This window comes from Belnapia rosea (assembly GCF_900101615.1).
GTDB classification, from domain to species: domain Bacteria; phylum Pseudomonadota; class Alphaproteobacteria; order Acetobacterales; family Acetobacteraceae; genus Belnapia; species Belnapia rosea.
Genome location: NZ_FMZX01000002.1, coordinates 218,255 through 241,197, shown reverse-complemented (window position 1 = coordinate 241,197; position 22,943 = coordinate 218,255). Strand labels below are relative to the sequence as shown.

Annotated in this window: 24 protein-coding genes and 1 other RNA gene; 11 read left to right on the top strand and 14 right to left on the bottom strand. The window is 68.3% G+C overall.

Annotated elements, in window-relative coordinates; all coding sequences use genetic code 11:
* Nucleotides 1-14 precede the first annotated feature (14 nt).
* Nucleotides 15-947, bottom strand: a complete 933-nt coding sequence (locus tag BLR02_RS07265; protein ID WP_090563043.1) for a hypothetical protein — start codon at nt 945-947, stop codon at nt 15-17.
* Nucleotides 948-983: 36 nt separating this feature from the next.
* On the opposite strand from BLR02_RS07265, the gene BLR02_RS28490 reads away from it, so the two are divergent.
* Nucleotides 984-1,298, top strand: a complete 315-nt coding sequence (locus tag BLR02_RS28490; protein ID WP_143018063.1) for a hypothetical protein — start codon at nt 984-986, stop codon at nt 1,296-1,298.
* 92 nt (nt 1,299-1,390) lie between these two features.
* The gene (locus BLR02_RS07260; protein WP_090662013.1) at nt 1,391-1,729 is read left to right on the top strand and encodes a hypothetical protein; all 339 of its coding nucleotides are present in this window, start codon (nt 1,391-1,393) and stop codon (nt 1,727-1,729) included.
* A 20-nt stretch (nt 1,730-1,749) separates the two neighbouring features.
* On the opposite strand, the gene BLR02_RS07255 is transcribed toward BLR02_RS07260, so the two are convergent.
* From BLR02_RS07255 to BLR02_RS07245, 4 genes are all read right to left on the bottom strand, one after another.
* Entirely contained in the window at nt 1,750-1,998 is a 249-nt protein-coding gene (locus tag BLR02_RS07255; protein ID WP_143018062.1) for a hypothetical protein, read from the bottom strand.
* 25 nt (nt 1,999-2,023) lie between these two features.
* Nucleotides 2,024-2,314 carry a hypothetical protein gene (locus tag BLR02_RS31060; protein ID WP_408735510.1) on the bottom strand — a complete coding sequence of 97 codons (291 nt, stop codon included), beginning with the start codon at nt 2,312-2,314 and terminating at the stop codon, nt 2,024-2,026.
* Between the two features lie 229 nt (nt 2,315-2,543).
* Complete coding sequence (locus BLR02_RS07250; protein WP_143018059.1) at nt 2,544-3,146, bottom strand: EF-hand domain-containing protein; 603 nt, start codon at nt 3,144-3,146, stop codon at nt 2,544-2,546.
* A gap of 97 nt (nt 3,147-3,243) precedes the next feature.
* Nucleotides 3,244-4,644: a M20 family metallopeptidase gene (locus tag BLR02_RS07245; protein ID WP_090662002.1), complete on the bottom strand. Its 1,401-nt coding sequence runs from the start codon at nt 4,642-4,644 to the stop codon at nt 3,244-3,246.
* Nucleotides 4,645-4,800: 156 nt separating this feature from the next.
* Between BLR02_RS07245 and BLR02_RS07240 the strand changes: the two genes are divergently transcribed.
* A complete protein-coding gene (locus BLR02_RS07240) occupies nt 4,801-6,489 on the top strand; it encodes a recombinase family protein (protein WP_176849420.1) in 1,689 nt (562 codons plus the stop codon).
* 27 nt (nt 6,490-6,516) lie between these two features.
* Here BLR02_RS07240 and BLR02_RS07235 read toward each other — a convergent pair whose 3' ends face one another.
* Nucleotides 6,517-6,930: a hypothetical protein gene (locus BLR02_RS07235; RefSeq protein ID WP_090661998.1), complete on the bottom strand. Its 414-nt coding sequence runs from the start codon at nt 6,928-6,930 to the stop codon at nt 6,517-6,519.
* 352 nt (nt 6,931-7,282) lie between these two features.
* Between BLR02_RS07235 and BLR02_RS29335 the strand changes: the two genes are divergently transcribed.
* The 3 genes from BLR02_RS29335 to BLR02_RS07225 all read left to right on the top strand — a co-directional run bounded on the left by BLR02_RS29335 (nt 7,283) and on the right by BLR02_RS07225 (nt 9,225).
* A complete protein-coding gene (locus BLR02_RS29335) occupies nt 7,283-7,432 on the top strand; it encodes a hypothetical protein (protein WP_176849419.1) in 150 nt (49 codons plus the stop codon).
* A gap of 511 nt (nt 7,433-7,943) precedes the next feature.
* Nucleotides 7,944-8,672, top strand: coding sequence for a recombinase family protein (locus tag BLR02_RS07230; protein ID WP_090661995.1), 729 nt, complete (start codon nt 7,944-7,946; stop codon nt 8,670-8,672).
* A gap of 187 nt (nt 8,673-8,859) precedes the next feature.
* The gene (locus tag BLR02_RS07225) at nt 8,860-9,225 is read left to right on the top strand and encodes a hypothetical protein (RefSeq protein ID WP_218127885.1); all 366 of its coding nucleotides are present in this window, start codon (nt 8,860-8,862) and stop codon (nt 9,223-9,225) included.
* A 470-nt stretch (nt 9,226-9,695) separates the two neighbouring features.
* Here BLR02_RS07225 and BLR02_RS07215 read toward each other — a convergent pair whose 3' ends face one another.
* The 4 genes from BLR02_RS07215 to BLR02_RS29325 form a co-directional block, all read right to left on the bottom strand.
* Nucleotides 9,696-10,100 carry a response regulator gene (locus BLR02_RS07215; RefSeq protein WP_218127884.1) on the bottom strand — a complete coding sequence of 135 codons (405 nt, stop codon included), beginning with the start codon at nt 10,098-10,100 and terminating at the stop codon, nt 9,696-9,698.
* Nucleotides 10,101-10,248: 148 nt separating this feature from the next.
* Nucleotides 10,249-10,407: a hypothetical protein gene (locus BLR02_RS29330; RefSeq protein ID WP_176849418.1), complete on the bottom strand. Its 159-nt coding sequence runs from the start codon at nt 10,405-10,407 to the stop codon at nt 10,249-10,251.
* Nucleotides 10,408-10,465: 58 nt separating this feature from the next.
* Nucleotides 10,466-10,939: a hypothetical protein gene (locus BLR02_RS28475; protein ID WP_143018057.1), complete on the bottom strand. Its 474-nt coding sequence runs from the start codon at nt 10,937-10,939 to the stop codon at nt 10,466-10,468.
* Nucleotides 10,940-11,172: 233 nt separating this feature from the next.
* Nucleotides 11,173-11,331 carry a hypothetical protein gene (locus BLR02_RS29325; RefSeq protein WP_176849417.1) on the bottom strand — a complete coding sequence of 53 codons (159 nt, stop codon included), beginning with the start codon at nt 11,329-11,331 and terminating at the stop codon, nt 11,173-11,175.
* Between the two features lie 50 nt (nt 11,332-11,381).
* On the opposite strand from BLR02_RS29325, the gene BLR02_RS30035 reads away from it, so the two are divergent.
* Nucleotides 11,382-11,609 carry a hypothetical protein gene (locus tag BLR02_RS30035; RefSeq protein WP_143018056.1) on the top strand — a complete coding sequence of 76 codons (228 nt, stop codon included), beginning with the start codon at nt 11,382-11,384 and terminating at the stop codon, nt 11,607-11,609.
* Nucleotides 11,610-11,979: 370 nt separating this feature from the next.
* Here the strand turns inward: BLR02_RS30035 and BLR02_RS07205 are convergent, their stop codons facing one another.
* The 4 genes from BLR02_RS07205 to BLR02_RS07190 form a co-directional block, all read right to left on the bottom strand.
* Complete coding sequence (locus BLR02_RS07205; RefSeq protein ID WP_090661983.1) at nt 11,980-12,720, bottom strand: Crp/Fnr family transcriptional regulator; 741 nt, start codon at nt 12,718-12,720, stop codon at nt 11,980-11,982.
* A 287-nt stretch (nt 12,721-13,007) separates the two neighbouring features.
* Nucleotides 13,008-13,313: a hypothetical protein gene (locus tag BLR02_RS07200; RefSeq protein WP_090661980.1), complete on the bottom strand. Its 306-nt coding sequence runs from the start codon at nt 13,311-13,313 to the stop codon at nt 13,008-13,010.
* A gap of 184 nt (nt 13,314-13,497) precedes the next feature.
* Entirely contained in the window at nt 13,498-16,332 is a 2,835-nt protein-coding gene (locus BLR02_RS07195) for an AsmA family protein (RefSeq protein WP_090661977.1), read from the bottom strand.
* Nucleotides 16,333-16,354: 22 nt separating this feature from the next.
* The gene (locus tag BLR02_RS07190) at nt 16,355-19,975 is read right to left on the bottom strand and encodes a hydantoinase B/oxoprolinase family protein (RefSeq protein WP_090661974.1); all 3,621 of its coding nucleotides are present in this window, start codon (nt 19,973-19,975) and stop codon (nt 16,355-16,357) included.
* Between the two features lie 100 nt (nt 19,976-20,075).
* Between BLR02_RS07190 and BLR02_RS07185 the strand changes: the two genes are divergently transcribed.
* From BLR02_RS07185 to rnpB, 4 genes are all read left to right on the top strand, one after another.
* Nucleotides 20,076-20,585 (top strand): winged helix DNA-binding protein, encoded by a 510-nt coding sequence (locus BLR02_RS07185; protein WP_090563018.1) that lies wholly within the window; start codon nt 20,076-20,078, stop codon nt 20,583-20,585.
* A gap of 398 nt (nt 20,586-20,983) precedes the next feature.
* The gene (locus tag BLR02_RS07180; RefSeq protein ID WP_090563015.1) at nt 20,984-21,787 is read left to right on the top strand and encodes a TerB family tellurite resistance protein; all 804 of its coding nucleotides are present in this window, start codon (nt 20,984-20,986) and stop codon (nt 21,785-21,787) included.
* On the top strand, nt 21,784-22,482 hold the full coding sequence (locus BLR02_RS07175) for an N-acetylmuramoyl-L-alanine amidase (RefSeq protein ID WP_342670567.1): 699 nt from the start codon (nt 21,784-21,786) through the stop codon (nt 22,480-22,482). The genes BLR02_RS07180 and BLR02_RS07175 overlap by 4 nt, the downstream gene beginning before the upstream one ends.
* Before the next feature lie 35 nt (nt 22,483-22,517).
* An RNA gene (gene rnpB, locus BLR02_RS07170) (RNase P RNA component class A) lies at nt 22,518-22,930 on the top strand.
* Nucleotides 22,931-22,943 lie beyond the last annotated feature (13 nt).

The window sequence follows — 22,943 nt, the reverse complement described above, 5'->3', positions numbered from 1 at the left end:
GGGAAGGAAACACTCTAACGCAGCGAGACGCAGCCCTGGCGCACATGCGCCATTTCCTGCGCGGTCAGGCTCGCGCCCTGCTGGAAGCGGAAAACCGCCTCGCTGCACCGCCGGTCGATCGGCAGGGGGAGGCGGGTGGAACGCTTGGGTGGCGTTGCCATGGCGAGGTTACGGATTTCAGCCGTTGGTGGCGCCTCGGCTGCCTCCGCCTGCTGAGGCCCGAGCAGGGACGCAGGGGCTGGCAGCGATGCCTCCTCGACCGGCGTCGGCACGGTGACAGGGATGGCCGGCAGCTCCGGCGGAACCTGGGGCGGCAGGCTCGCCGCAACGGCCGCCACGCCGAAGCCGGATGCGACCGGAGGGGGTGAGGCCGGCTCGGCCGGCAGCAGCAGCGCAGTGGCGAAGCCGAGACCGAAGACGGCCAGCAACCCGCAGCCCATCAGCCCCGCCCGTGCCAGTCGCAGTACCGGCCGCACCATCCAGGGCCTTGAGCCATGGGCCGGCCGCTCGGCCGCGGGGCCGGACAAGGGGCCTTCCAAGGCCTCCCAGGTTACCCCGGCCTGCAGCATTCGCCGCAATACGCCGACCCAGCGGCCACGATCCGCGATGGTGAGGACCGAGTCATAGGCAAAGGCTTCCTCGATCCGTTCCCGCAACTGACCGAGGTGCTCCGGCTCGATCTCGCAATGGACGATCGGTATGTAGCCACGGCACAGGGCCGAGAAATCCACCGCGTTCAGCAGGCGCCGCAGTTGCGCTTCCGCCTGCGGTGTCCGCATCGGCAGCAGATCTACCAAGGCGACGCCGATCTCGGCATGGGCCAGCACAAAACAGCCGCCGCCCCCTGTGCCGCCACCCTCTCCGGCACGGCATCGGCCTATCAATACCCAGTCAGGCGGCAGCACCGCCTCGAAGGCCGGCTGGAAGTCCAGCAGCTTCGGCGTCATGGCGGCGGAGCCATCGGTCGCAGGGAGGTCAGCGCCTTGAACCTGATCTTCTGGGCGCACGTCGATCTCTCCGGACAGGGGCGCGGTGGCCGCGGGATGCGGTTGGCCACGCCGTGGATTTTCAGGCCGGCCAACGCGGCACGGCCAGCGAATATTCTGGCTTCGCTGAAGCGTGTAGCGGTCGCTGTTGCCTTGCGGCCGGAGCTTTGTTGCCAAAGCTTCCACAGGTCAAGCATTCACCTAAGCCACTTTCGTTTCGCCAATGCATTTCTTGGTGATACCGGGGATGCTATCGTGTGGTTGATCAATGGAAACTGCCATACGGCAAAAAGACCTCTTGCCGGCCATTGATTCAGCCGGTCATGCTTTGTCGCATGAGGGCAGGAACCGTAACCAACACGACAGCGCACTGGCGCTGTGCGCTTCTCAACACTGGCGCGATCATGGCGGCATTCTATGTCGTCATACGCGAGGGTTGGGATCTCGATGCGGACGGCCTCCTCTGTCTGAAGGAGTTGGCCCTCGTCCTCGTGCGGCTGCTCGCCTTCCCGGTCCATGTGCTGCTGCAGGTCACGCCGGCCCCCGTGCTGGCGCTCTTCGGCCTGCCCGATGCGCCCTGGCCTCCCTCAGCCCTGCTTGCCGTCGCGCTGAGCCTGCCGCTCTGGGGTATCTTCGTCATTGGCGGGCTGATGCTCGAAGCTTGGCTGGAACTGGCGGCCGAGGCCTCGCCCCCTGGCGGCGAGGACCGCCGCGGGCCGATCCGGGGCATGCCGAGGGTGTGAGGCGCGGCTCAGCCTCGCTCCTAAGGCAGGATATTCTCGAAGGCATCGACCGTGGCTGTCATCCCCGGCAGCACCAGGGTCGCGCTGTCCATCTGCTCGATAATGGCCGGTCCCTCGATCCGGTTGCCCGGCGCGAGGGCGTGCCGGACATAGGCCGGCAGGGCGATTGCGCCCCCTTCCCCAGGTAACCAGGCCTCGCGGGTACCGATGCGGGTCGCGCCGGCATCGGATTCGGCAGGAGGCCGCGCCGGCAGCGCTGCCTTCGGCACCGTGCCGGCCGCCTCCACCGGTAAGTCACAAGCTGCACCGGCCTAGTCTCGATCGGGAAGCCATAGGTCCGGCGATGTGCTGCGGCGAAGCCCTCGGCCAAAGCGGCAAGGCTTGCGGGGCCGGGCGGCAGGGCAACCGGCAGCTCGTGGTTTTGCCCGGCATAGCGGATGTCGACTCTGCGATGGATCTGCCGAGCCGGGATGGGCACCTGCTGGACGGCAAACCACCGCGATGCTGGATCAGCGCATTGGTGGCGACGGTGGTGCCATGGCCGAGATAGGCGATGTCGGAGACGCGGCCTCCCAGCCGCTCCATCGCTTCCCGCATACCCTCGGCGGTGGCGCATGAGGGATCGTCCGGCGCGAGGGCAGCTTCCACACCTCGGTCCGGCCGGTTCCCTCCTCGAAGGGACTGAGATCAGTGAAGGTCCCGCCGGAATCGATCCCCACACGCCAGCCCATGCCGCACCCGCACCATTGCCGATCACCGACCGTCCCACGCGGCTGCGTTGCGGCGCAACATGGGCCGGCCGGCGCCAGGCAGTTCAGCGGGCCGGCGGCGCGGCCGGGCCACCATGGTGATGGCCACCATGGTTCGGGCCGCCATGGTGTGGGCCGCGATGCGACCGCATCGGCAACTCGTCGAGCGTCACCCCATTGTCGGCATTGGCGTCGATGGCGCGGAAGCGAGCCTCGGCCATGGGGCGAATCTCATCGAGCGACACCTTGCCGTCGCGGTTGGCGTCGACGGCGCGGAACATCATCGCCACCATCCGCGCATGCATCGGGTTGGCCTCGGGCGCGGGCGGCGACGGGGCGTTCGCAGGTGCGGCGGCCGGCGGCATCATCCGCAGGGCCAGCGCCTCCTCCAGCACCAAGCTGCCGTCGCGGTTGCGGTCGGCCTCGGCAAAGCGGGCCTGAACGAAGCTCCAGCCTTCCTCCTGCGTGACCCGCCCGTCACCATTGGCATCGAGGCGGTTGAACATCGCTGCCGGGCCGCGCGGGCCGGGCCGGCCGGCCGGGCTCGTGGCCTGAGGCGCGCCCGCGGCCGGTGGGGCGGGCTGGGCCAGGGCTGGTTGGACCAGGGCGGACAGGGCGCCGCCGGCCAGCAGGACGGTTCCGAGCAGCGCCGAACGAATGGTGGTCATGGCATTCTCCCAATGCGCCGTAGGTGGCGAAGGCAGAATAGGAGGCGGCCTGTAACCGCTGCATGACAGGCGACGGCGGGAATGGTGAGTAAACGTATCAATTGCGGCCAGGCGTGCCATCTTCGCCCAGATCCCACCATAATCCGGCGAAGGCCAGCAGCCCCTCGCGCGCCGGGGCGATCAGCAGGTGCTCGTCGGGCCCATGCTGCTTGCAGCCATTGTAGCTGTGCGGCACCCAGACCAGCGGCACGCCGAGGTGGTCGACGAAGACATCCCCCGGCAGCCCGCCCGAGCTGTTCGGGATGATCTGCACCGCCTTGCCGAGCGAGCGCTCCATGCTCCCCTGCGCCCAGCGCACCCAGGGATGGTCGGGCGCGGTGCGGCTCGCGGCCATGCGGATCCCGGCGTTCTCGATCCGCACCTGGGCGAGGCCATGGGCATCGAGGTGCCGCCGCAGCGCATCGGCGAAGCCGGCGGTATCCGAATCGACGGTATAGCGGATCTGGCAATGTGCCCGGGCATCCGGGGCCACCGCATTCACCGGGTTCTCCGGCCGGCCACTCACCATGGCGAGGACGATCAGGCTGTTCCAGCCATAGATCTTCTCGGCCGGGGTAAGGCCGGGCTCGCCCCAGTCGGCGTCGATGGTGGCCGCGCCCTCGCCGCCGCCGACCGGGCAGCCCTCCAGCACGCCGCGCACCGCAGCCGGAACGCCGTTCCGCGGCAGCCAGTCGCGCACCAGGATCTTGCCGTTGCGGTCCATGATCGTGGAGAGCGCGTGGGCGAGGATGATCGCCGGATCGGTGGTCAGCCCGCCCCAGTGTCCGGAATGCACACCGCCCTCGCGCAGCGCCACGACGAGGTCGAAGTGGTAGGTGCCGCGCGTGCCGGTGGCGATGGTCGGCACGGCGGGATCGACGCGCGGCCCGTCCGAGGCGATGAGCGCATCCGCGGCGAGGTCCCCAGCATGGGCGGCGATGAATTCCCGCAGGCCCTTGCTGCCGCGCTCCTCCGCCATCTCCAGCACCAGCTTCACGTTGAAGCCGAGCCGGCCGCCACGCTCGGCGATCACCGCCTCCAGCGCCGCGAGGTTGAGGGCGTGCTGGCCCTTGTTGTCGGCGGCGCCGCGACCGTACCAGCGATCGCCCTCCTCGGTGAGCGACCAGGGCTCGAGCCCCACGCGCCACTGGTCCGCGAGGCCGCGGACCGTGTCGCCATGGCCGTATAGGATGATCGATTGGAGTGTAGGGGCTTCGATCCTCATCCCGGTCAAGATTGGCCCGAAGCCATTGACCGGATTGGGGTGTATCTCGACTACGAATCCCAGCCGTTCCAACCATGGCTGGATGCCCGCGGTCAGGTAGCGATGGAGGTCAGCCTCCCTTCCCTCCTCCTGGGAGGTTGATGGGATTGCAACGAGGTCGGCCAAGCGATCTCGGAACTGTCCAGCATCGAACATGTCTGCGGCCCGTGCGAGCGCTCCATCGCGTGTGCCCATGTGGACCTCCTGTCATCACGCCGAGCATCGCCCCGTTGCCGGTGGCCGTCCAGCCGTGAGCCTGCACCATCTTTCTCTGAAGCATGTGCTAACCAATTGACTCGACATCTCGCCGCGTTCGGCGGTATGCGAAATCCCGAACAACGGACCGGGGCCATGAACTACCACTCCGCATTCAACGACGGCCCCCGTCGCCGGCTTACCCGCGACGACCTGCTCGGGAGCGTGTCGATCAGCTACCTGCGGTTCAGTTCGTCGGGGCAAGACCCGAAGCGAGGCGGCAGCACCATCGACCGCCAAGTGGAGGTCCGCGACGATCTGGTTGACTACTTCCAGTTAAAGCTGGATCGCACCCTGGAGGATCGTGCTCTTTCCGCATCGAAAGGCCATCACCGAAAACGGGGCAACCTCGCGGTCCTGCTGGAAGCATCAAGGCGCGGCGATTTTCTTCACACCCGCACCGTCCTGATCATCGAAGCGATGGATCGGCTTTTTCGGGAGGGCATCATCGACGTGATGCCGATCCTGTCTGAGATGATCAAAATGGGTCTGGTCATCGTCACAGGCGACCGCACCATCTGGTGTGAAGCCTCAATCAACGGTAGCGAAAACCACAAGCTGATCGCGGAAATTAACGCCGCCAAGCTGTATGCTGAGCGGCTGGCCGAGTTCGCCCGCGGTGCCCATAAGAAGCGGCGGAGCCGGATCGTCGCAGTGGCAGAGGACCAATCTGCGGCGATTCCCGAGTTGAATGGTCGCTCGCCGGGATGGCTGATCAAGCGCGACAAGATCGGGGCGGATGGCCTCTGGCATGACCTTCATCCAGAGCACAGCGCCACCCTCCGGTGCATCTTTGAGATGTGCGCCGCGGGTGATCCAGTGAAGCAGATCGCGGCGACGTTCAACCGCGAGGGAGTGCCGACCATGCCCTGGACTAGCCGCGTCGAGGGTGAATGGCGCGCGGCTCGGGTTGGCGCCATCCTCCGCGATCGTAAGACGCTCGGCTTCTACCGCCCCATGCAGTGGCAGGATGGGAAGCGTGTCTATGTCGGCCCCGAGGTGAAGGCGTACCCGCAGGCGATCGACGCCGGCCTCTGGCTCGCCGCCAAGAATGTGCTCGATGGTCGCACCATGCTCATCGGCCGTAAGGGCGTGGATGTGCCGATGCTATTCAGCCGGCATGCCTTCTGCCGCACCTGCGGGGCTGCCATGCGGTGCGAAACCGGAGGCCGTCCGAAGCAGGGCGTGAAGCCGCGCAACTTGGTGTGCGCCCGCTACCTCGAAAGCCGGACCTGCACCGATGGCCAGCGCTATGACCTCAACCATTTCGAGGTCCCGATCCTCTACTCCATCATTGAACTGACCGGGCTGGTGCCCAAGACGATCACCGATGAGGGCAGGCTCGTGGGCGATCTCGCGGCGCTGCAAGTCGAGATCGAGCGGCAGAAAGAGACGCTGCGCGACCTCGCACCGAGCATCCGACCGTCCACCGCGTTCCTGCTCGATGAGGCCACCGACCGGCTGGAGGCGATGCAGAAACGGGCCAACGAACTGGAGTTGGAGATCGAGGCCGCGACCGCGGGCAACTCGTCGCTGAAAGACACCTTCGAATTCCTGCGGTCGCTCGTCGGGCCGGCTAGCCGCGGCGATGTGGAGGCCCGGGAGCGGCTGCGCAGCCTGCTGATCAAAATCCCCTACCGGATCACCGGCACGCCGACCGGGGGCATTGCGGTGGAGGCCGGTGGGCAGAGCCGGGATGCCTTACCGGAGGCCATGGAGAGGGATGCGATCGCCATGGCTGATGAGCACCACCACGGCGATGCCGATGCCGATGAACTCCCCTGACGGAAGTGCCGCGAGAGGGGCGACGGCCTAGCTTTCGCGGCGGCTGTGGCTCGGGTGCAGCGGCCAGCACTCGTTGAACACCAGTTCCTCGGTTAGCACGTCGCACACCACATCCATGAAATAGCCGGCGTCGATTGCGTCAGAACCGATCCGCCGGCCGATCTGCTCTTGGAGCAGTGTCCTCTCATCCGCTTCCTCGGGCGGCAGCAGCGCACTGGTCGCGGCATCGAACAGCACCTTCATCATCGCCGGATGCTCGACGGCATCCTCCAGCATCGTGGCCGCGAACGCCCGCAGACTGGAGAGCCTGTAGGTGAACGGCGGCTCCTCGCCGAGGTCCATCTCCTCCATCCGCTCCATCACCCGCTGGAGGATGGCGCTGCCGATCTCATCGAACTGCGTCGGCGAGAGAGCATTGAGGGGGATGTCGGCGATGGTCATCGAGGACGCTCCATGCAGAAGGGGCTGCGACATACGCCGCAGCCCCCGCCATCTCCAGCACTTTCAAATCACGTTTGACGGGAGGCTCTACCAAGCCTTGTTAAGACCGTCGTCGATGTCCTTAACCCAACCTACTGCCGAACGCTTACGACCATGCTTGGCCCGTGGTTGCAAGGAGAGCAGGCGCCAGTGGATCATCTCTTCCGTGCTGGCGGCACCCGGGGCCGCCATTAGGCCGGCAACGCGGAGCGCAGGTCATTAGCGCAACTTCGTCGGCAACCGCCCGTGCGGGAAGCGCATGCCTCAACGCAGCCGTCAGATGCCGGCCGAGTGAGATGACCAAGGGAGGTTCGTGGACCTGATGGTCGCCCTGACATGGAGGCGCGCAACGCGCTTCCTCCACGAGACGAGCTATGGTCGCGTTCACGCCGCCACCTTCGCCGCGGCCTTGGCACTGATGCAGTTCGGCGATGGACAGTGGCTAACGAAAAGCTGGATTTGAAAGGTTGAACCTTTTGCTGCTGGTCGGATACTCGGAGGGCTTCCAACTGAAGCTGCTGTGTATGCAGCAACACCTCACGATGGACCTCGCGTGTTGTCTGAATTTGCCGCCTAGCTGCGACGAACCCGATGCCTGCTCCCACAAGGGCCGCTCCCACAGCCGCCATCCCGGCCACCAACGTCATGTCGCCAGCCCGCAGCGTCGCTTCAGCTTGGAGGCGGGCTGCATCGACTGCGACCTGGGCCTGAATGCATGCGCCAATCAGGTCAGATGCAACGCCGGCCGGGAAATCCTTCAGGCAGTCCACTTTCGTCCCCCAACTCGGCTTCCGGCTCACCTTTGCCTGGAAGGATTAGCCAGATTTTATCGAGAAGCGGATTGAGTTTCACACCTCCAGACGGTCTTGCCACCGGTACTCTCACCACAGAAGTTTGATACCTTATCATATTGAACTGATCGCTATGGAAGCGTATATTTCTGGACAACGGTCGTCGTCTAGGAGCCAACTGTCATGAACGTCAGGATGATCAGCTATCTCCGGGTCAGCGGCGGCCGTGGTCAGACTGCTGCCGGACTTGGCATCGAGGGGCAGCGCCAATCGGTGGCCGAATACATCGCCGCGACCGGCGCGAAGCTTGAGCAGGAGTTCGTCGAGGTGGAATCGGGCAAGCGTGCCGATCGTCCGCAGCTAGCCGCGGCGTTGGCGATGGCTCGCATGACCGGCTCCATTCTCGTTGTGGCCCGCCTCTGTCGCCTCTCCCGCGATGCCCACTTCCTGCTCGGCCTGGAGCAGAGCGGCGTCGAGTTCGTGGCCTGCGACATGCCCGCGGCTAACCGACTGACCGTTCGGCTGATGGCGATCCTGGCTCAAGAGGAGCGCGAGCGCATCTCCACCGCTACGAAGCGTGCGCTCCGTGCTGCGCGCGAGGTTCGGGGCATTCGCCTCGGCGGCTGGCGCGGCGGGCCAAAGGTTGACCCTGCACTTGGCCGAGCAGCGCTCAAGAAAGCCGCCGACGCCTTCGCCCGAGACGTGGGGCCGGTAGCCGCCGAGATGCGCCTGAATGGCCTCAGCCTGCGCCAGATCGCCTCCTACATGGCCGAGCGAGGCATTCGGACCCCTCGGGGTGGAGCATGGACCGCCGCCTCCGTGCGCGCCCTCCTTGCTCGGAACGCCGAGATCATCGTTGAGGCGGCCAGGAAGAAGAGCTTCGCATCATTTACAATATCGGCGGTGACTTGATATAAATAGAGGCCAACAGGTACTTCTGCCTGTCTTTAACGTACCGTGTATTGTGAATATAGAACCCATAACTCAACCTATTTTGTCAAGGTCTAAGTTACGCTCCGCGCACCTCGAACAAATCCAGACTCTTCGCCCGACGCATGCATTGACGCTGGCGTATAATGACACTGCCACTCTCGACCGGGTGCGGCGAGACCTTCGGGCCTTCCACGCCCACCTCGACCGGGCGCTGTTTGGGCGGCGCTTCTGCGCCTTGCCGCGCGAGCGCCGCACCGCATTTGTCGCCGTGCCGGAGCATGTGGCGACGAACACCCACCTCCACATGGTGTTGCGCATGGCCGCGGACCGGAAGGCGGAGTTCGAGGCAATGTTGCCTGATGACCGCAGCCAGTTCTGGGCACGGTGGGCGCAGCGCGGGACGCACAAGCTAGTGCCCCTCTACGACGCGGACGGCTGGGCAAAGTACTGCTTGAAGCTGATGACGGTGGAGGGGGATTGGTTCTACTCAGACGAGTTCCTTGCCGACACCGCTTTCAGAAGCGCGGCTTAGCCGCGGCCAACCGGTGGCGGCGCGGTACTAGACGCCGCCCACGAGATCACGCAGGCGGGGTTGCACTCGACGCGCCAGCGGGAATGATACTCCGGATCATCACAGCGCGTAACCAAGCGTGGGCTCCCCCGGCCCCCGCAATTCCTTACTGTGCCTAAAGGAAATAAGAAGGCAAAAGGCATTGGACAGACTGGTAATGTAGATCAGCGACAAGCTGGTAATGTAGACCAGCCGCAAGATGGCCATCGACCCGACCGCGACAGGTACCGCTGGCGCCACCTGATCGAGAACACCTTCGCCACACTGAAGGAGATCAGGGCCGTCGCCACCTCCTACGACAGGACCGACACCACCTACTGCGCCACCGTCCATCTCACGGCTGCGGTCATCGCATCACGCTGAACGTTAACAGGCGGATCGCCCTCGCTGGTCTGCGCCACGGCCCCGCCGCAGGTCGAAGGTGCAGGCCGTCACCTCCCAGCGGTCAACTTCTTCACCGCGGCGACCAGTGCATCGGGGTCGAACGGCTTTTCTAAGACTGGAGCCGCCGCGTACACGCCCCGCTCGCCATCCTCGCCGTAGCCAGTGGCGAATAGGAACGGCACGCCGAGGGCGGCCAACCGGTCGGCCACTGGTGAGACCGGCATCCCATTGAGGTTGATGTCTAGCACGGCGGCGTTCAGCCCACCGTCGAAGGTTGTCTGCTCGATCAGCCGCAGCGCGTCGTCCACGGAGCCCACAGGGCCAACAACGCTCGCGCCTGCGTCAAGAAGCTGATCCTCGATCAGCATAGAAACCAATGCTTCGTCCTCGACGACGAGGACTCGCTTGCCGGTGAGCTTGGCCAAAATCCCGAATGAACTTCCGTCGTCCATGAACTCTGCCCTTCTTGCTCAGGCTTCGCCGGGTCGGGCCGGTGGTGGGGGGGGGCACCACACTCGGGAAGCACCGAGCATCCAAAACTGCCGCGGCACGGCCGTCCGTCCGGTTTCGGACGGCCAGCCGGGGAAAGGGATTAGCCGCCTAGTCGGGACGCACCGCAGCGCCGGACCCGCCGAGCAGGTGGGTGAACTCGCGCCGCACGACGTGGTAGCACTCGCAACTCGCCGCTTCGAGACTGGGCCGGTCGGTGACCTCCATCTGGCCCCGAGCGTAGCGGATCAGCCCGGCCTTTTGCAACACCCCGGCCGCATCCATCTCGCGGCGGCCGTCATCGCGTCAGGCTGAACGTCAGCAGGCTCTAAAAGAGGCAGGGCATCGGGCCAATTTGTCTATGCAAAGGAGGCCGCGGGGAGATGTTTAGGCCGGCAGCGACAGGATGCTGTTGGGCGAGGACGACGACCCGCAATGGCTCGATGCAGCGACGGATTTGAGTGATTTCAATTACATCGCGGAGCGGCATCGCCCAGTCTGGTGAAGCCTCGCCGAGGTTGTAGAGAGTTACGTCAGGCCAAAGCTTCCGGAACACCTCAGCGACTTCCCCGCGGCCGATGCTTGGATGTCGCACCAGCAGCAGTAGCAACCCGTCGCCACCGGTCAGCCCAGCCATCGCCATATTACGCCAGGAGGTGCGCTGCCGAGCCATGCGGTCCCGAAGTCCGCGACAAGCCTTGCGAGCGCGGGCGACAGTCTCGCGGATGCCGCCCGGTGATCGCTCAAGCCGCAATGAGATCATGCTGACCGGCGCAGGGCCCTCAGCGATCCAGCGCGTCATCCCTGCCCACCAGCTTCTCATCGACGATCGACGACAAGCCCAGCAGCCAGCCGATCTACAACGCCAAGGCCATCCGCCGTTACTCCTACCACGCCGAGCCCCGCGAGCCTGCTGGCATTGAGCGAGGCGCATTGCTCGATTCTCTTCATTCGCGGCCTGGAGGGCAGCGATGACGGCGGACTGCATGGCCTCGGTATCGACGAGTTCCGCGGCCGTCAATCTCGGCGCCCTCGTCACATTTTGGACCGAAGGTCAGCCACTTTCTTCGCACATCCCGCTTGGGTATCGCGGATGCGCTGGTTTATTTTGGCCCGCTTGCCGGCCTCGCGCCTCGACTGTGCGGGCGTCATCGGGGGCTTCGGCTTGATGGTCGCCATGGTGTCGAGCAGCAACTCCCACAGTCTCATCGGGCAGCCCAGCCCTTGAGGGGGAACGGACGACCTTGCACGACGGCCTCGTGGTAGAGGGCAAGCCGCAGAACGTTGATGCCAGCGCGGAAGCCGAACCGGTAGCCGACACGCTGATGATCCTCGTAGATGGCCTCAATGTAGCAATCGTGCCCGGAGAAACGGTGGGCAGCATAGCGGACGGCCTGGAAGGTGCGCTCGAACCGGGCGTCACCCAGCACTCCGCGGGAGATGGGAAGCCGCACGACGTGCGGGTGGGATGAGGGAATGGTCATGCAGTATTTAGTGTCGGGCACTTCTGCTCTGGTCGCCGCTTCGGACCTGTGCTGACGGAGATTGCTTCCGTATCACGACCGGGTGGCGGCACCGGCATTCACGGGGCGGGAGATGCTGATTTGGCCGCGGCTGGTCCGGGAGGACACTGGTGGTGAAACGGCGGGCTATACCGCACCCACCTTGGTAAGCCCTGGACGGCGCCCACCTCAACGACGATGCCTGTGCGCATCGCCCAGATTCGCATCTGGGCCGGACCATGGGAATCTCGGCCGGGACACTTTCGTCAGGCGCTATCCACGAGTGGATGCAGCCTGACGCTTGGTACCCGAGCTAACGATCCGCCCCGATGGGACAGGTTCAGGGGCGATAAACGTCCCTCGACCCCTCTCCCAACCCGAACAGGCTGTCGTGGGAGTGGCGGACCACGCCGTAGCACTCGCAGGCGACGCTCTCCAGGCCGGGCCGATCGGTAATCGTGATCTGCCCCCGTCCGTATTGGATGTGGCCTGCCTTCTGTAGAGTACCCGCTGAGACAGTGACCCCGGCACGGCGCACCCCGAGCATCATCGACATGAACTCGTGGGTCATCGGGAACTCGTCGCCCTCGGCCCGGTCGTGCGCCATCAGCAGCCAGCGCGCGAGGCGCTGGTCGATGTGGTGCCGCCCGTTGCAGGCCGCGGTCCGCACCACTTGCCCATGATGGATCAGGGCATAGCGGAGCAAGAGGTTGTGCAGGGCGGGAAGGCGTTGCAGTTCCTGGCGGAACGTCCGCGCGTCCATCCGCAGGGCGGTGCCGGGGGCTTGCACCATGGCTTCGATGTCGTCGTGGTCGGCCCCGAGCAGAACCGGCAGCCCGACGAAGCCCTCCCGGCCGACTAGCCCGACCTCGGCAGCGTCGCCATCCTCCATATAGGCCAGCATGGAGACCCAGCCGGTCTCGGGGAAGTAGACGGCCTCGATGGGCTCGCCCGGCTTGTGCAGGACTTGGCGGAGGGAGAGTTCGACGGATGCAAGCTGCGGCCACAACTCGGCTAGAAGGTCAGACGGCAGGGCTGCGAGCAAGCGGTTACGGGACATGAGTGTGGCGGGGAGGGCCATGGAGGGCTCCTGCGACGGGGTGTCGGCGGGAGCGCTGGCATCTCTCGGCCGCCCGCGCCGAAGGATCGCGGCGAGCGATGGATTACATATGGGTACGCACGCCACGATTTACCATTACGCAACCGCGCGCCAATGCGGCCGGACTGCCTGGGCGCACGCACTGTACGATTCCGCACGTAGTTGGACCGCGTGGCCTGTCCCGGCGAGATGCTGGACCACACGCCGGGCACCAAGCGTTAGATTTCGACCAGTAGGATTGCCACAGTGGCCGAACCGATCAGCCACTTTCACTGTCTACAATCGCTATACCTATACCCGTAGAGCAGGATGGTCGGCCGCGCCGGGTCCTCGATCCGCATGGCGGTCAGGATGGGGCCGAATCCGGGCAGCGGATTGCCGTGAATGGCGATGTCGAAGCCCATCCCCTCCAGCCAGGGGCGGATGCCCTCCTCCAGATAGGTGGCGAGCGCCGCCTCGGCTCCCGGCTCCTGCGAGGTGGAGGGGAAGGTCACCAGCCGGGACAGCAGCGCCTTGAAGCCGCCCTCGTCGAAGAATTGCGCCGCGCGCGCCAGGGCGCCGTCACGAGAAACCATGGGATGTCCTGCCGGTCCGGATGTGTCGGGCGCCACTGTGGCGGAACTTGCAGCTTTCGGACAAATGACGATGGAGGGGTGACGCCAGGGAGGAACGGGCGGGTGGCAGAAGGGAGGAACACATGACGGGCCTCCGTCTCGGAGGCGTAATCAATAGGATCATTTACCTAAATCGTCAAGCTACTCAGCGAGTTGCACGCCAGAGCAGGAAGGGCGCCAGATCCGGCAGGCGGCGCGGCTCGGCAAGCGGGCCGGTGAGCCGGAGGCCGATCTCCGGCGCCTCGGCCAGCGGACGGCTGGCCAGCCGCAGGTCGAGCGTGCCGCGCGCCAGGTCAATCTCGCCGCTCGCGCTGGCTGCCCCGCCGCCTTCGGTGGCGATGCTGGTGCGGACCAGGGCGATGCGGCCATCCGTCACGGTTGCCGCCGCCTCCAGCCGTTCGAAGGCCGTCGCCCCGCCTGCGAGGTCGGCGCGCAGCCCGGCCTCGGGCGAGGACAAGGCGGCGGTCGCCTGCAGGGCGCCGAGATCGACACCAGCCAGCAGCCCATCCTGGATGGTCACCGAGGCCTGGCCGCCCAGCGTCGCCGTCAGTGCGGCCAGGCTGTGGCCGGTGGCCTGCAGGCTCGCCTGCCCATCCACCCGGCCAGCCCCGAGATCGAGCGGCAGGCCGAAGAGCGGCTCGCCGATCGTCGCATGCTCGAGCTTCGCCTCAAGCGCCAGGCGGGGCGGGCTTGCCGTACCTTCGATGGTAAGGCCGCCCCGCAGCAGGCCGCCCGCCAGCCGGGCCTGCACGCCCTCCAGCCGCAGCGTGCCGGCCTCGAGCTTCAGCGCCGTGGAGAAGCTGCCGAGTTGGGGCCAGCCAAGCGGCTCCACCTGCCCCGCCTCCACCGACAGATCGGCATCGAGTGCCGCCAGCCGGTCGAGGCCGAGCGGCGCGGTGGCACGCAGCGCCGGCGTCGGCAGCGGCAGGCGCTCGGCCTGGATGCGGCCGGTGAGGCGCGGGCGCGGGCCGCCAAGGGCGAGGCCGAGTTGGCTGCGCAGCCGGAGCGTGCCGGCGACGAGGTCGAGGCGGTCGGCAGCAAGGCTCGGCGGGTTGGCAAGCTGACCGTTGAGGCTGGCGATCAGCGAGAAGGAACCCTCCCCCAGCCACTCCCCGATCTCGGGCCCGAGCAGCGGCGCGAACAGCCGTGGCGCGCCAGGATGGCGGAGCGTCACCGTGCCGCTGCCGCGTCCGGCGCGGCCATCCGCCGTGCCCGAGGCCTCCACCCGGAGACCGCCGAGATCGCCCTCGACCCGCAGCGCCACCGCCTCCGGCGGCCCGCCACCCGAGAGGCGCAGCGCCACCGGCTGGGCCAGCAGCGGCGCCCAACCGGCGGGCAGCAGCGGCATCAGCGCGTTGCCATTCGGCCCACTCACTTCGAGCGAGAGATCGGGCACCCGCAGGGCGGGGGTGAGCTGGGCGGAGCCGGAGGCCGCGAGATCCACCTCGCCGAGCCGCAGCGCGAGGCGCCGCAGCGAGACGCGGCCGGCCTCGACCGTTGCGTCGAGCGTCGCCCGCTCGGCCACCATCCGCTGCCATGCCAGGCGCTCGGCGGCGAGACGGAGATTGATGTCGAAACCGGCGAGGCCGGCGCCGAGCGTCGCCGGATCGGGCAGCAGCCCGTCGAGATCGAGCTGGTCCAGCGTGAGGCCGAGGCCGATCGCCGGGCGGGCGCCGCCGAAGCGCACCGAGCCGGCGCCGGAGAGGCGGGTGCCGTCGAGCGTCGCCGCGAGGTCGGAGATGGTCGCCTGCCCATTCTCCAGCGCCAGGCGGAAGCGGCCATCCGCGGCATGCAGCCGTGCCGGGTCGGTGCCGGTGAGCGGCAGGCCGAGTGCCGACAGCGTCTCCCGCAAGGACTGGCCGGAGAAGCGGAGGGCGAGTTCCATCCGCGGCCCGGCGGTGGCGCCGGCCATCTCGAGCTCCATCTCGCCGGGCAGCAGGGCGGAGACGTCGGACAGGGTCAGCCGGTCGCCCTCGAGGAAGAAGGCGCCGCGCAGCCGGCGCAGCGGCACGCCGCCGAAGCCGGTGGCCTCGGCCGAGAGGTCGATGCTGACCGGCACCGCCAGCGGCCGCGCCGCGCCGCGGGTCTGCCGCAGCGCCGCGAACCAGGCATCGAGGTCGAGCCGCCCCGCCGCCAGCGCCACGTCGAGCCGCGGCGCCGGAGCGAGGCGAAGGGTCGCGGCGCCGCGGGCCGGCTGGCCGGCGAGGTCGAGGGCGAGGTCATCGGCGGCGAAGAGATCGGCCGCCGCGGTGAGGCGGCCGGTGGCGCGGAAGGCGCCGGGCGGGGCTGGCAGCAGGAGGGCAAGGTCGGGGCCGGCGGCCTCCATCCGTCCCTCGAAGCCTTCCGGCGCCAGCACGCCGCGGGCCGACAGGGTGGAGCCGGCGAGCGCGAGCGACAGGTCGAGCGGGGCGACGCCGTCGAAGCCGGCACGGCCGAGCTGGCCGGCGAAGCGGATGGCATAGCCGCGCCAGGCCAGTGTCCCCTCCGCGCTCAGCGCCTCGGTGACGGCGCCGGTCTGCAGCCTGGCGTTCAGCGCCTCGAATTGCAGCCCGCCGAGGCGGAGGCGGCAATCCTCCAGCCGCGCATCGAGGGCGGAGAGCCAGGGTGGCGGGCGGAGGCTGGGCAGGGCCGTGGGCGGCCAGGGCACGGTGATCTCGCCGCCGACCAGGGCGATCTCGCGCGGCTCCAGCCGCCCGGCGAGCAGGCCGCCGAGATCGAGGCGGAGGCGCATGGCGCGGGCGGTGATGGTCAGCCCGTCACCGCTCGGGCCGATGGCGACGGCGGCCGCCTCCACCCTTGGCTGCGGCAGCAGCGTCAGGGTGATGCGGCCGCCCAGCGTCACCGGGCGGCCGAGCTGCGTGCTGGCGATATCCGCCAGCTGCGCCCGGTAGGGCTCCCAGTCGAGCAGCCGCGGACCGACCCAGAGCGCGGCCCCCAGCAGCGCCAGCAGCGGCAGCAGGATGGCCGCGAGCCGGCGCATCAGCAGGGCGGGGGCGGTGGCCTCAAGCCGCCTTCCCTTCCCTGGTGCCCCATCCGCCGCCGCCCGGCGTCTCGACGACCAGCGCGTCACCCACGGCGAGCTCGGCGCTGCCGCTGTTGCCGGGGATGGGCTCGATGCGGCCGTCGGCGCGCTCGACCCATTGGCGGCCCGGCAGCCCGTCCTCGCCGCCCATCAGCCCGTGCGGCGCGACGTTACGGCGGGAGGCGACGACGATGGCCTGCATCGGGCGAAGGAAGCGGATTCGCCGCCGCGCCCCATCGCCTCCACGCCAGGCCCCGGCGCCGCCGGAGCCGCGGCGGATCGAGAATTCCTCGAGCCGGACGGGGTAGCGCAGTTCCAGGATCTCGGGGTCCGTCATGCGGGTATTGGTCATATGGGTCTGCACCGGCCCCCAGCCGTCGAATCCCGGGCCGGCACCGACGCCGCCGCAGACCGTTTCATAATACTGATAGGTGTCGTCGCCGAATATCACGTTGTTCATGGTGGCCTGGGCCGAGGCGCAGGCCTTGAGCGCCGCCAGCAGGGCGTTGCAGGTCATCTGGCTGACCTCGGTATTGCCGGCGACGACGGCGGCACCCGGCAACGGGCTGAGAAAGGTGCCGGAGGGCACGATGATCTCGAGCGGCTTCAGGCAGCCATCGTTCAGCGGGATCTCCTCGCCCACCAGGGCGCGGAAGCAGTAGAGCACCACGGCGCGGCAGACCGCGGCCGGGGCGTTGAAGTTGGACGGGCGCTGCGGGCCGGTGCCGGTGAAGTCGATGGTGGCGCGCCGGTTCGCGCGGTCAACGCGGACGGCGACAACGAGTGGGGTGCCGTCATCCGTCGTGGTGCGGAATTCCCCATCCTGGAGCCGCGCCAGGACGCGGCGGACGCTCTCCTCCGCATTGTCCATGACGTGGCGCATATAGGCGCGGACGATGTCCAGCCCCTGCTCGCGCACGGCACGCTGGAGTTCCTGCACGCCCTTCTCGTTGGCAGCAATCTGCGCCTTGATGTCGGCGACGTTCACATCCGGGCTGCGGGCCGGGTATTTCGCCGAGGCCAGCAGGGTGCGAAACTCCGCCTCGCGGAAGCGGCCCTGCTCGACCAGCAGGAAATCGTCGATGACGACGCCCTCCTCCTCCAGCGTGCGGGAGAGGGGCGGCGTGGAGCCGGGGGTGAGGCCGCCGATATCGGCATGATGGCCACGGCTGCCGAGGAAGAAGAGGATATCCTTGCCGGCATCGTCGAAGACCGGGGTGATGACCGTGACGTCCGGCAGGTGGGTGCCGCCGTTATAGGGGTTGTTCAGCGCCACCACGTCGCCCGGCCGCAAGGTCGTGCCGCGCTGGCGGATGACGGTGCGGACGCTCTCGCCCATGGCGCCGAGATGGACGGGGACATGGGGGGCATTGGCGACGAGACCGCCCTCCGCGTCGAAGATGGCGCAGGAGAAGTCCAGCCGCTCCTTGATGTTCACCGAGAGGCTGGTGTTCTGCAGGACAGCGCCGGTCTGCTCGGCGATCGACATGAAGAGGTTGTTGAACAGCTCGAGCATCACCGGGTCAGGCCGGCCGGTGACCTCGGTGCGCGTCGCCTCGCGCGGCGTGGTGCGGCGGAGGACAAGGTGGTTGAGCGGCGTCACCTCGGCGGTCCAGCCCGGCTCGACCACGGTGGTGGCATTGGCCTCGCGGATCAGGGCGGGGCCGGGCAGCCGGTCGCCGGCCAGCAGGGCCTCACGATCATAGACGGGTGCGGCATGCTCGGTGCCGGCGGCGAAGAGCGGGACGGTATCGAGGGTCGCGGGGGCCGCGCCGGCGGGGCGGGGCGGCAGCGTCGCCTCCTCGACCGATTCGCCGGCGGCGGTGACCTCGGCGATGCAGGCTTCGACGACGATAGGGCGCTCGGGCGTGGCGAAACCGAAGCGGCCGCGATGGGCGGTGGTGAAGGCGGCGACCACCTCGTCATGCGGGCCGAAAGCCACGGGGAGGAAGCTGTCGGTGCCGGCATAGCGCAGATGCAGGCGGCGTGCGGCGGCGATGCGGCCGGCCTCGGCGCCCTGGCGCAGCAGCTCCGCGCGCCCTTCGGTGGCCAGGGTGTCGAGGGTTCCGGCAAGGCTCGCCATGCTCGCGGGCGAGAGCGGCGCCTCGACGGCGGCCTCGCGGATCACCGTCTGGTCGGCGAGGCCCATGCCATAGGCGGAGAGCACGCCGGCGAAGGGGTGGATGAAGACCGTCTCCATGCCGAGCTCGTCGGCGACCAGGCAGGCATGCTGGCCACCGGCGCCGCCGAAGCATTGCAGCGCGTGGCGGGTGACGTCATGGCCCTTCTGGATGGAGACCTGCTTGATGGCGTTGGCCATGTTTGCGACGGCGACGCGGAGGAAGCCTTCCGCCACGGCGCGCGGCTCCGGCGCCTCGCCGGTGGCGGCGGCGATCTCGGCGGCGAGGGCGGTGAATTTCTCCCGCACCACATCGGCATCGAGCGGCTGGTCGGCGTTCGGGCCGAAGATCGGCGGAAAATGCTGCGGCTGGATCTTGCCGACCATGACATTGGCGTCGGTCACGGTCAGCGGCCCGCCACGGCGGTAGCAGGCGGGGCCGGGTACGGCGCCAGCGCTCTCCGGCCCGACGCGGTAGCGGGCGCCGTCGAAGGCAAGGATGGAGCCGCCGCCGGCGGCGACCGTGTTGATCGCCATCATGGGCGCGCGCATGCGCACGCCGGCGACCAGCGTCTCGAAGGCACGCTCGAACTCGCCGGCATAGAGGGCGACATCGGTGGAGGTGCCGCCCATGTCGAAGCCGATGATCCGGTCGAAGCCGGCCATGCCGGCGGTGCGGGCGGCGCCGACGATCCCGCCGGCCGGGCCGGAGAGGATGGCGTCCTTCCCCTGGAAATGGCCCGCCTCGGCGAGCCCGCCATTGGACTGCATGAAGTAGAGGCGCACGCCCGGCAGCTCGCCCGAGACCTGCTCCACATAGCGGCGGAGGATCGGCGATAGATAGGCATCGACCACGGTGGTGTCGCCGCGCGGCACGATGCGAGGGAGCGGGCTCGCCTGGTGGCTGAGCGAGACCTGCGGGAAGCCGATCTCGCGGGCGATCTCGCCGAGGCGGAGCTCATGCGCCGGGTGCGCCCAGGCATGCATCAGCACCACGGCGACGGCGCGGATGCCGCTCTCCCAGGCTGCTTGCAGCGCGGCGCGGGCGGCGGCTTCATCCAGCGGCTCCAGCTCCTCGCCGGAGACGGCGACGCGGCCGCCGATCTCGGCAACGCGCTCATGCAGCAGGTCGGGCAGCTTCGCGTCGAGGTCGAAGAGGCGCGGGCGGGCCTGGTTGCCGATGCGCAGCATGTCGGCGAAGCCGGGATTGACCAGCAGCAGCACGCGCTCGCCCTTGCGTTCGAGCAGCGCATTGGTGGCGACGGTCGTGCCCATCTTCACGGCATCGATCGTGCCGGGCGGGATCGGCGCGCCGGGGGCGATGCCGAGCACCTGGCGGATGCCGGCGACGGCGGCATCGCGGTAGCGGCCGGGATTCTCGGAGAGCAGCTTCGCCGTGGAAAGCCGCCCGGCGGGGTCGCGGGCGACGATATCGGTGAAGGTGCCGCCGCGATCGATCCAGAATTGCCAGCCCGCGTCCATCGCTCGCCTCCACCATCGCCGTGATGGCGCCCCCTCGCCCGACGCGCAAGGCCGCCGCCGCCTCATTGACGATTTACCGATAAATTGTCAATGTTACGACATGGTCGAGCCTCGTCCCGTCGTCTCCTCCGCCCATCTCGCCGCCGGCGCCTCGCCGGGCCTGTCGGAGGTGGAATACGGGCTGATCCTGGCCGGGCATGCCTTCCAGCGCTGGATGGTGCTCTGCGCCGCGGCGGCGGGGGCGCCCGGCCTCTCGCCCACCGAGGTGCTGATCCTCCATACGGTGCATCATCGCGGCCGGCCGAAGCGGCAGGCGGAGATCCTGCTCGCGCTCGCCATCGAGGATGCGCATATCGCCACCTACGCCATCCGCAAGCTGGAGGGCGCCGGCCTCGTCGTGACGAGCCGGGCGGGCAAGGAGAAGCTGGTGACGGCCACCGCGGCCGGCGCCGCCTTCTGCGCCCGCTACGCCGAGGTGCGGGAGAGGCTGCTGGCCGGGGCGGTGCGGGATAGCGGGCCGCCGGCCGCGTCACTCCGGGAGGCAGCGGGGCTGCTGCGGACGCTGTCGGGCTTCTACGACCAAGCCTCGCGGGCGGCCACGACGCTGTAGAAGGCGCCACATCTCCCACGCATTGGCAGCGCCACGGAAGGGGGAGCGGCTGGAGGCGCCGGAGCGGATACAGCCTTTGCCCCAACAGATCATGAAGCTCTCAACATCGCGAGCATTGCCTGTCATGATCTGCACGGCGACCATAGTCTCCGACTCGGAGCGGACAATATTGAATCCGCTTTTTCTGTCTCTCCGCATGAAAAACTCCGCGCGGCATCTGTGCGGGTCTGGCTCGCCACCGTTGCGAGCAGGATGCAGCCTGGCCGGGCGACGGCGGCAGGCTTTCCCTCCGGCCGACGCCATCCCATCTTCGCGGCGGAGCGGGGCCTCTCCCCGTCGGCCTCCGGCGTGGTAAGGCTCAGCACTGGATCGGGGCGCGAGCAAATGGGGTATGGCGCTTGACCCTCTGGGGCAAGATCATCGGCGGAGTGACGGGCTTCATGACCGGCGGGCCGCTCGGTGCCGTGGTCGGGGCGGCGCTCGGCCATGCGGCGGATCAGGGCGGTCGGGCACCTGGCAATCCCTTCGGGGCGCTTTTCGGCCGTTCCGCCGTGCGCCAGGCGGCCGATGCCGCGGCGCTGCTGGGCAGCCGGGAGCAGCTCTTCGCCATCACGGTCGTGGTGCTTGCCGCCAAGCTCGCCAAATGCGACGGGCCGGTGAAGCGCGAGGAGATCGACGCCTTCAAGCGGATGTTCCGCATCCCACCCGAGAATCTGCGCGAGGTGGCGGCGCTGTTCGACCAGGCGCGTGACAGCGCGGACCCGCCGGAGCCCTTCGCCGAGAAGCTCGGTGAAAGCTTCGCCGACAACAAGGGCATGCTGGAGGACGTGCTGGGCGCGCTGTTCCAGATAGCCCGCTCCGATGGGCCGCTGACCAAGGCGGAGCTCGCCTTCCTGCAGGGCGTGCAGCGTGGCTTCGGCCTCGATTCGACGGCCTGGGAGCGGGCGCGGGATGGGCAGAGCTCCCGGGCCGGCGGCGCTGCCGCGGCGCCGAGCGGGCCGGACCCCTACACCATCCTCGGCGTGCCACGCGACGCGCCGGATGACGCGGTGCGCCAGGCCTGGCGCCGGCTGATGCGTGAGAACCATCCGGACAGCCTCGCCTCCCGCGGCGTGCCGGCGGAGTTCGTCAAGCGTGCGACGGAGAAGGTCGCCGAGATCAACGCCGCCTGGGACCGCGTGAAGCGGGAGCGGAAGCTCTGAGGATTTTTGACGCGCCGAGCCCGAACCAGGATGCGCGGCCGCCCGGCCTGCCCATCGATATGCTGGTGCTGCATTATACCGGCATGCAGAGCGGCGCGGCGGCGTTGGCACGGCTGCGGGAGGCAGAGGCGCGGGTCTCCTCACATTACTTGGTCGAGGAGGATGGCACGGTGTTCCGGCTGGTGCCGGAGGATCGTCGAGCCTGGCATGCCGGCATTTCCCACTGGCGCGGCTGCATCGGGCTGAACGACCGCAGCATCGGCATCGAGATCGTCAATCCGGGTCATGAATGGGGCTATCGCCCCTTCCCTGCCCTGCAGATGGCAGCGGTCTGCGACCTCTGCCTCGAGATCATCGCGCGCCACCCGATCGCGCCATGGAACATTGTCGGTCACAGCGACGTCGCCCCGGACCGCAAGCAGGATCCGGGCGAGCTCTTCGACTGGGAGGGGCTCGCGGCCAATGGCGTGGGGTTCTGGCCCGAGGCGGTGCCACCGGCGCCGGCGGATGCGCAGGCGGCCACCCTGCTCGCCGCGATCGGCTACCGGATGGATCTGCCGCTGCCGCTGCTCCTCACCGCCTTCCAGCGACGCTGGCGGCCGGCGCGCGTGGATGGGCTGGCCGATGCCGAGTGCCTGGCCCGGCTGGCGGCGGTGGCGGCACGGATTCCGGCGATTCGGCCAGACCGTCCTTGACGCGGTGCCGAGGGGCGGCGCATGACGCCGCCGCGCCAGGTGGCCGGACGGCCGCTGGTGGCACCGCAAGGTGTCGCTGGAGGAAAGTCCGGGCTCCACGGGAATACGATGCCGGTTAACGACCGGCGGGGGTCAAACCCCAGGGAAAGTGCCACAGAGAACAGACCGCCGGACCATCGCAAGGTCGTCCGGCAAGGGTGAAACGGTGCGGTAAGAGCGCACCGCGCCCCCGGCAACGGGGGCGGCAGGGCAAACCCCATCGGGAGCAAGGCCGAATAGGGGTGACCGGCGAGCGTGGGTTTCGGCCCATGTGGCGCAAGGGCATTCCCGCCCCGTCACCCGGGTTGGCCGCGCGAGGCGCGCCGCGAGGCGCGTCCCAGAGGAATGGTCGTCCTATCCCCGGTTTTCCGGAGATGGACAGAACCCGGCTTACAGGCCACCTGGCGCACTTTCTCCACAGT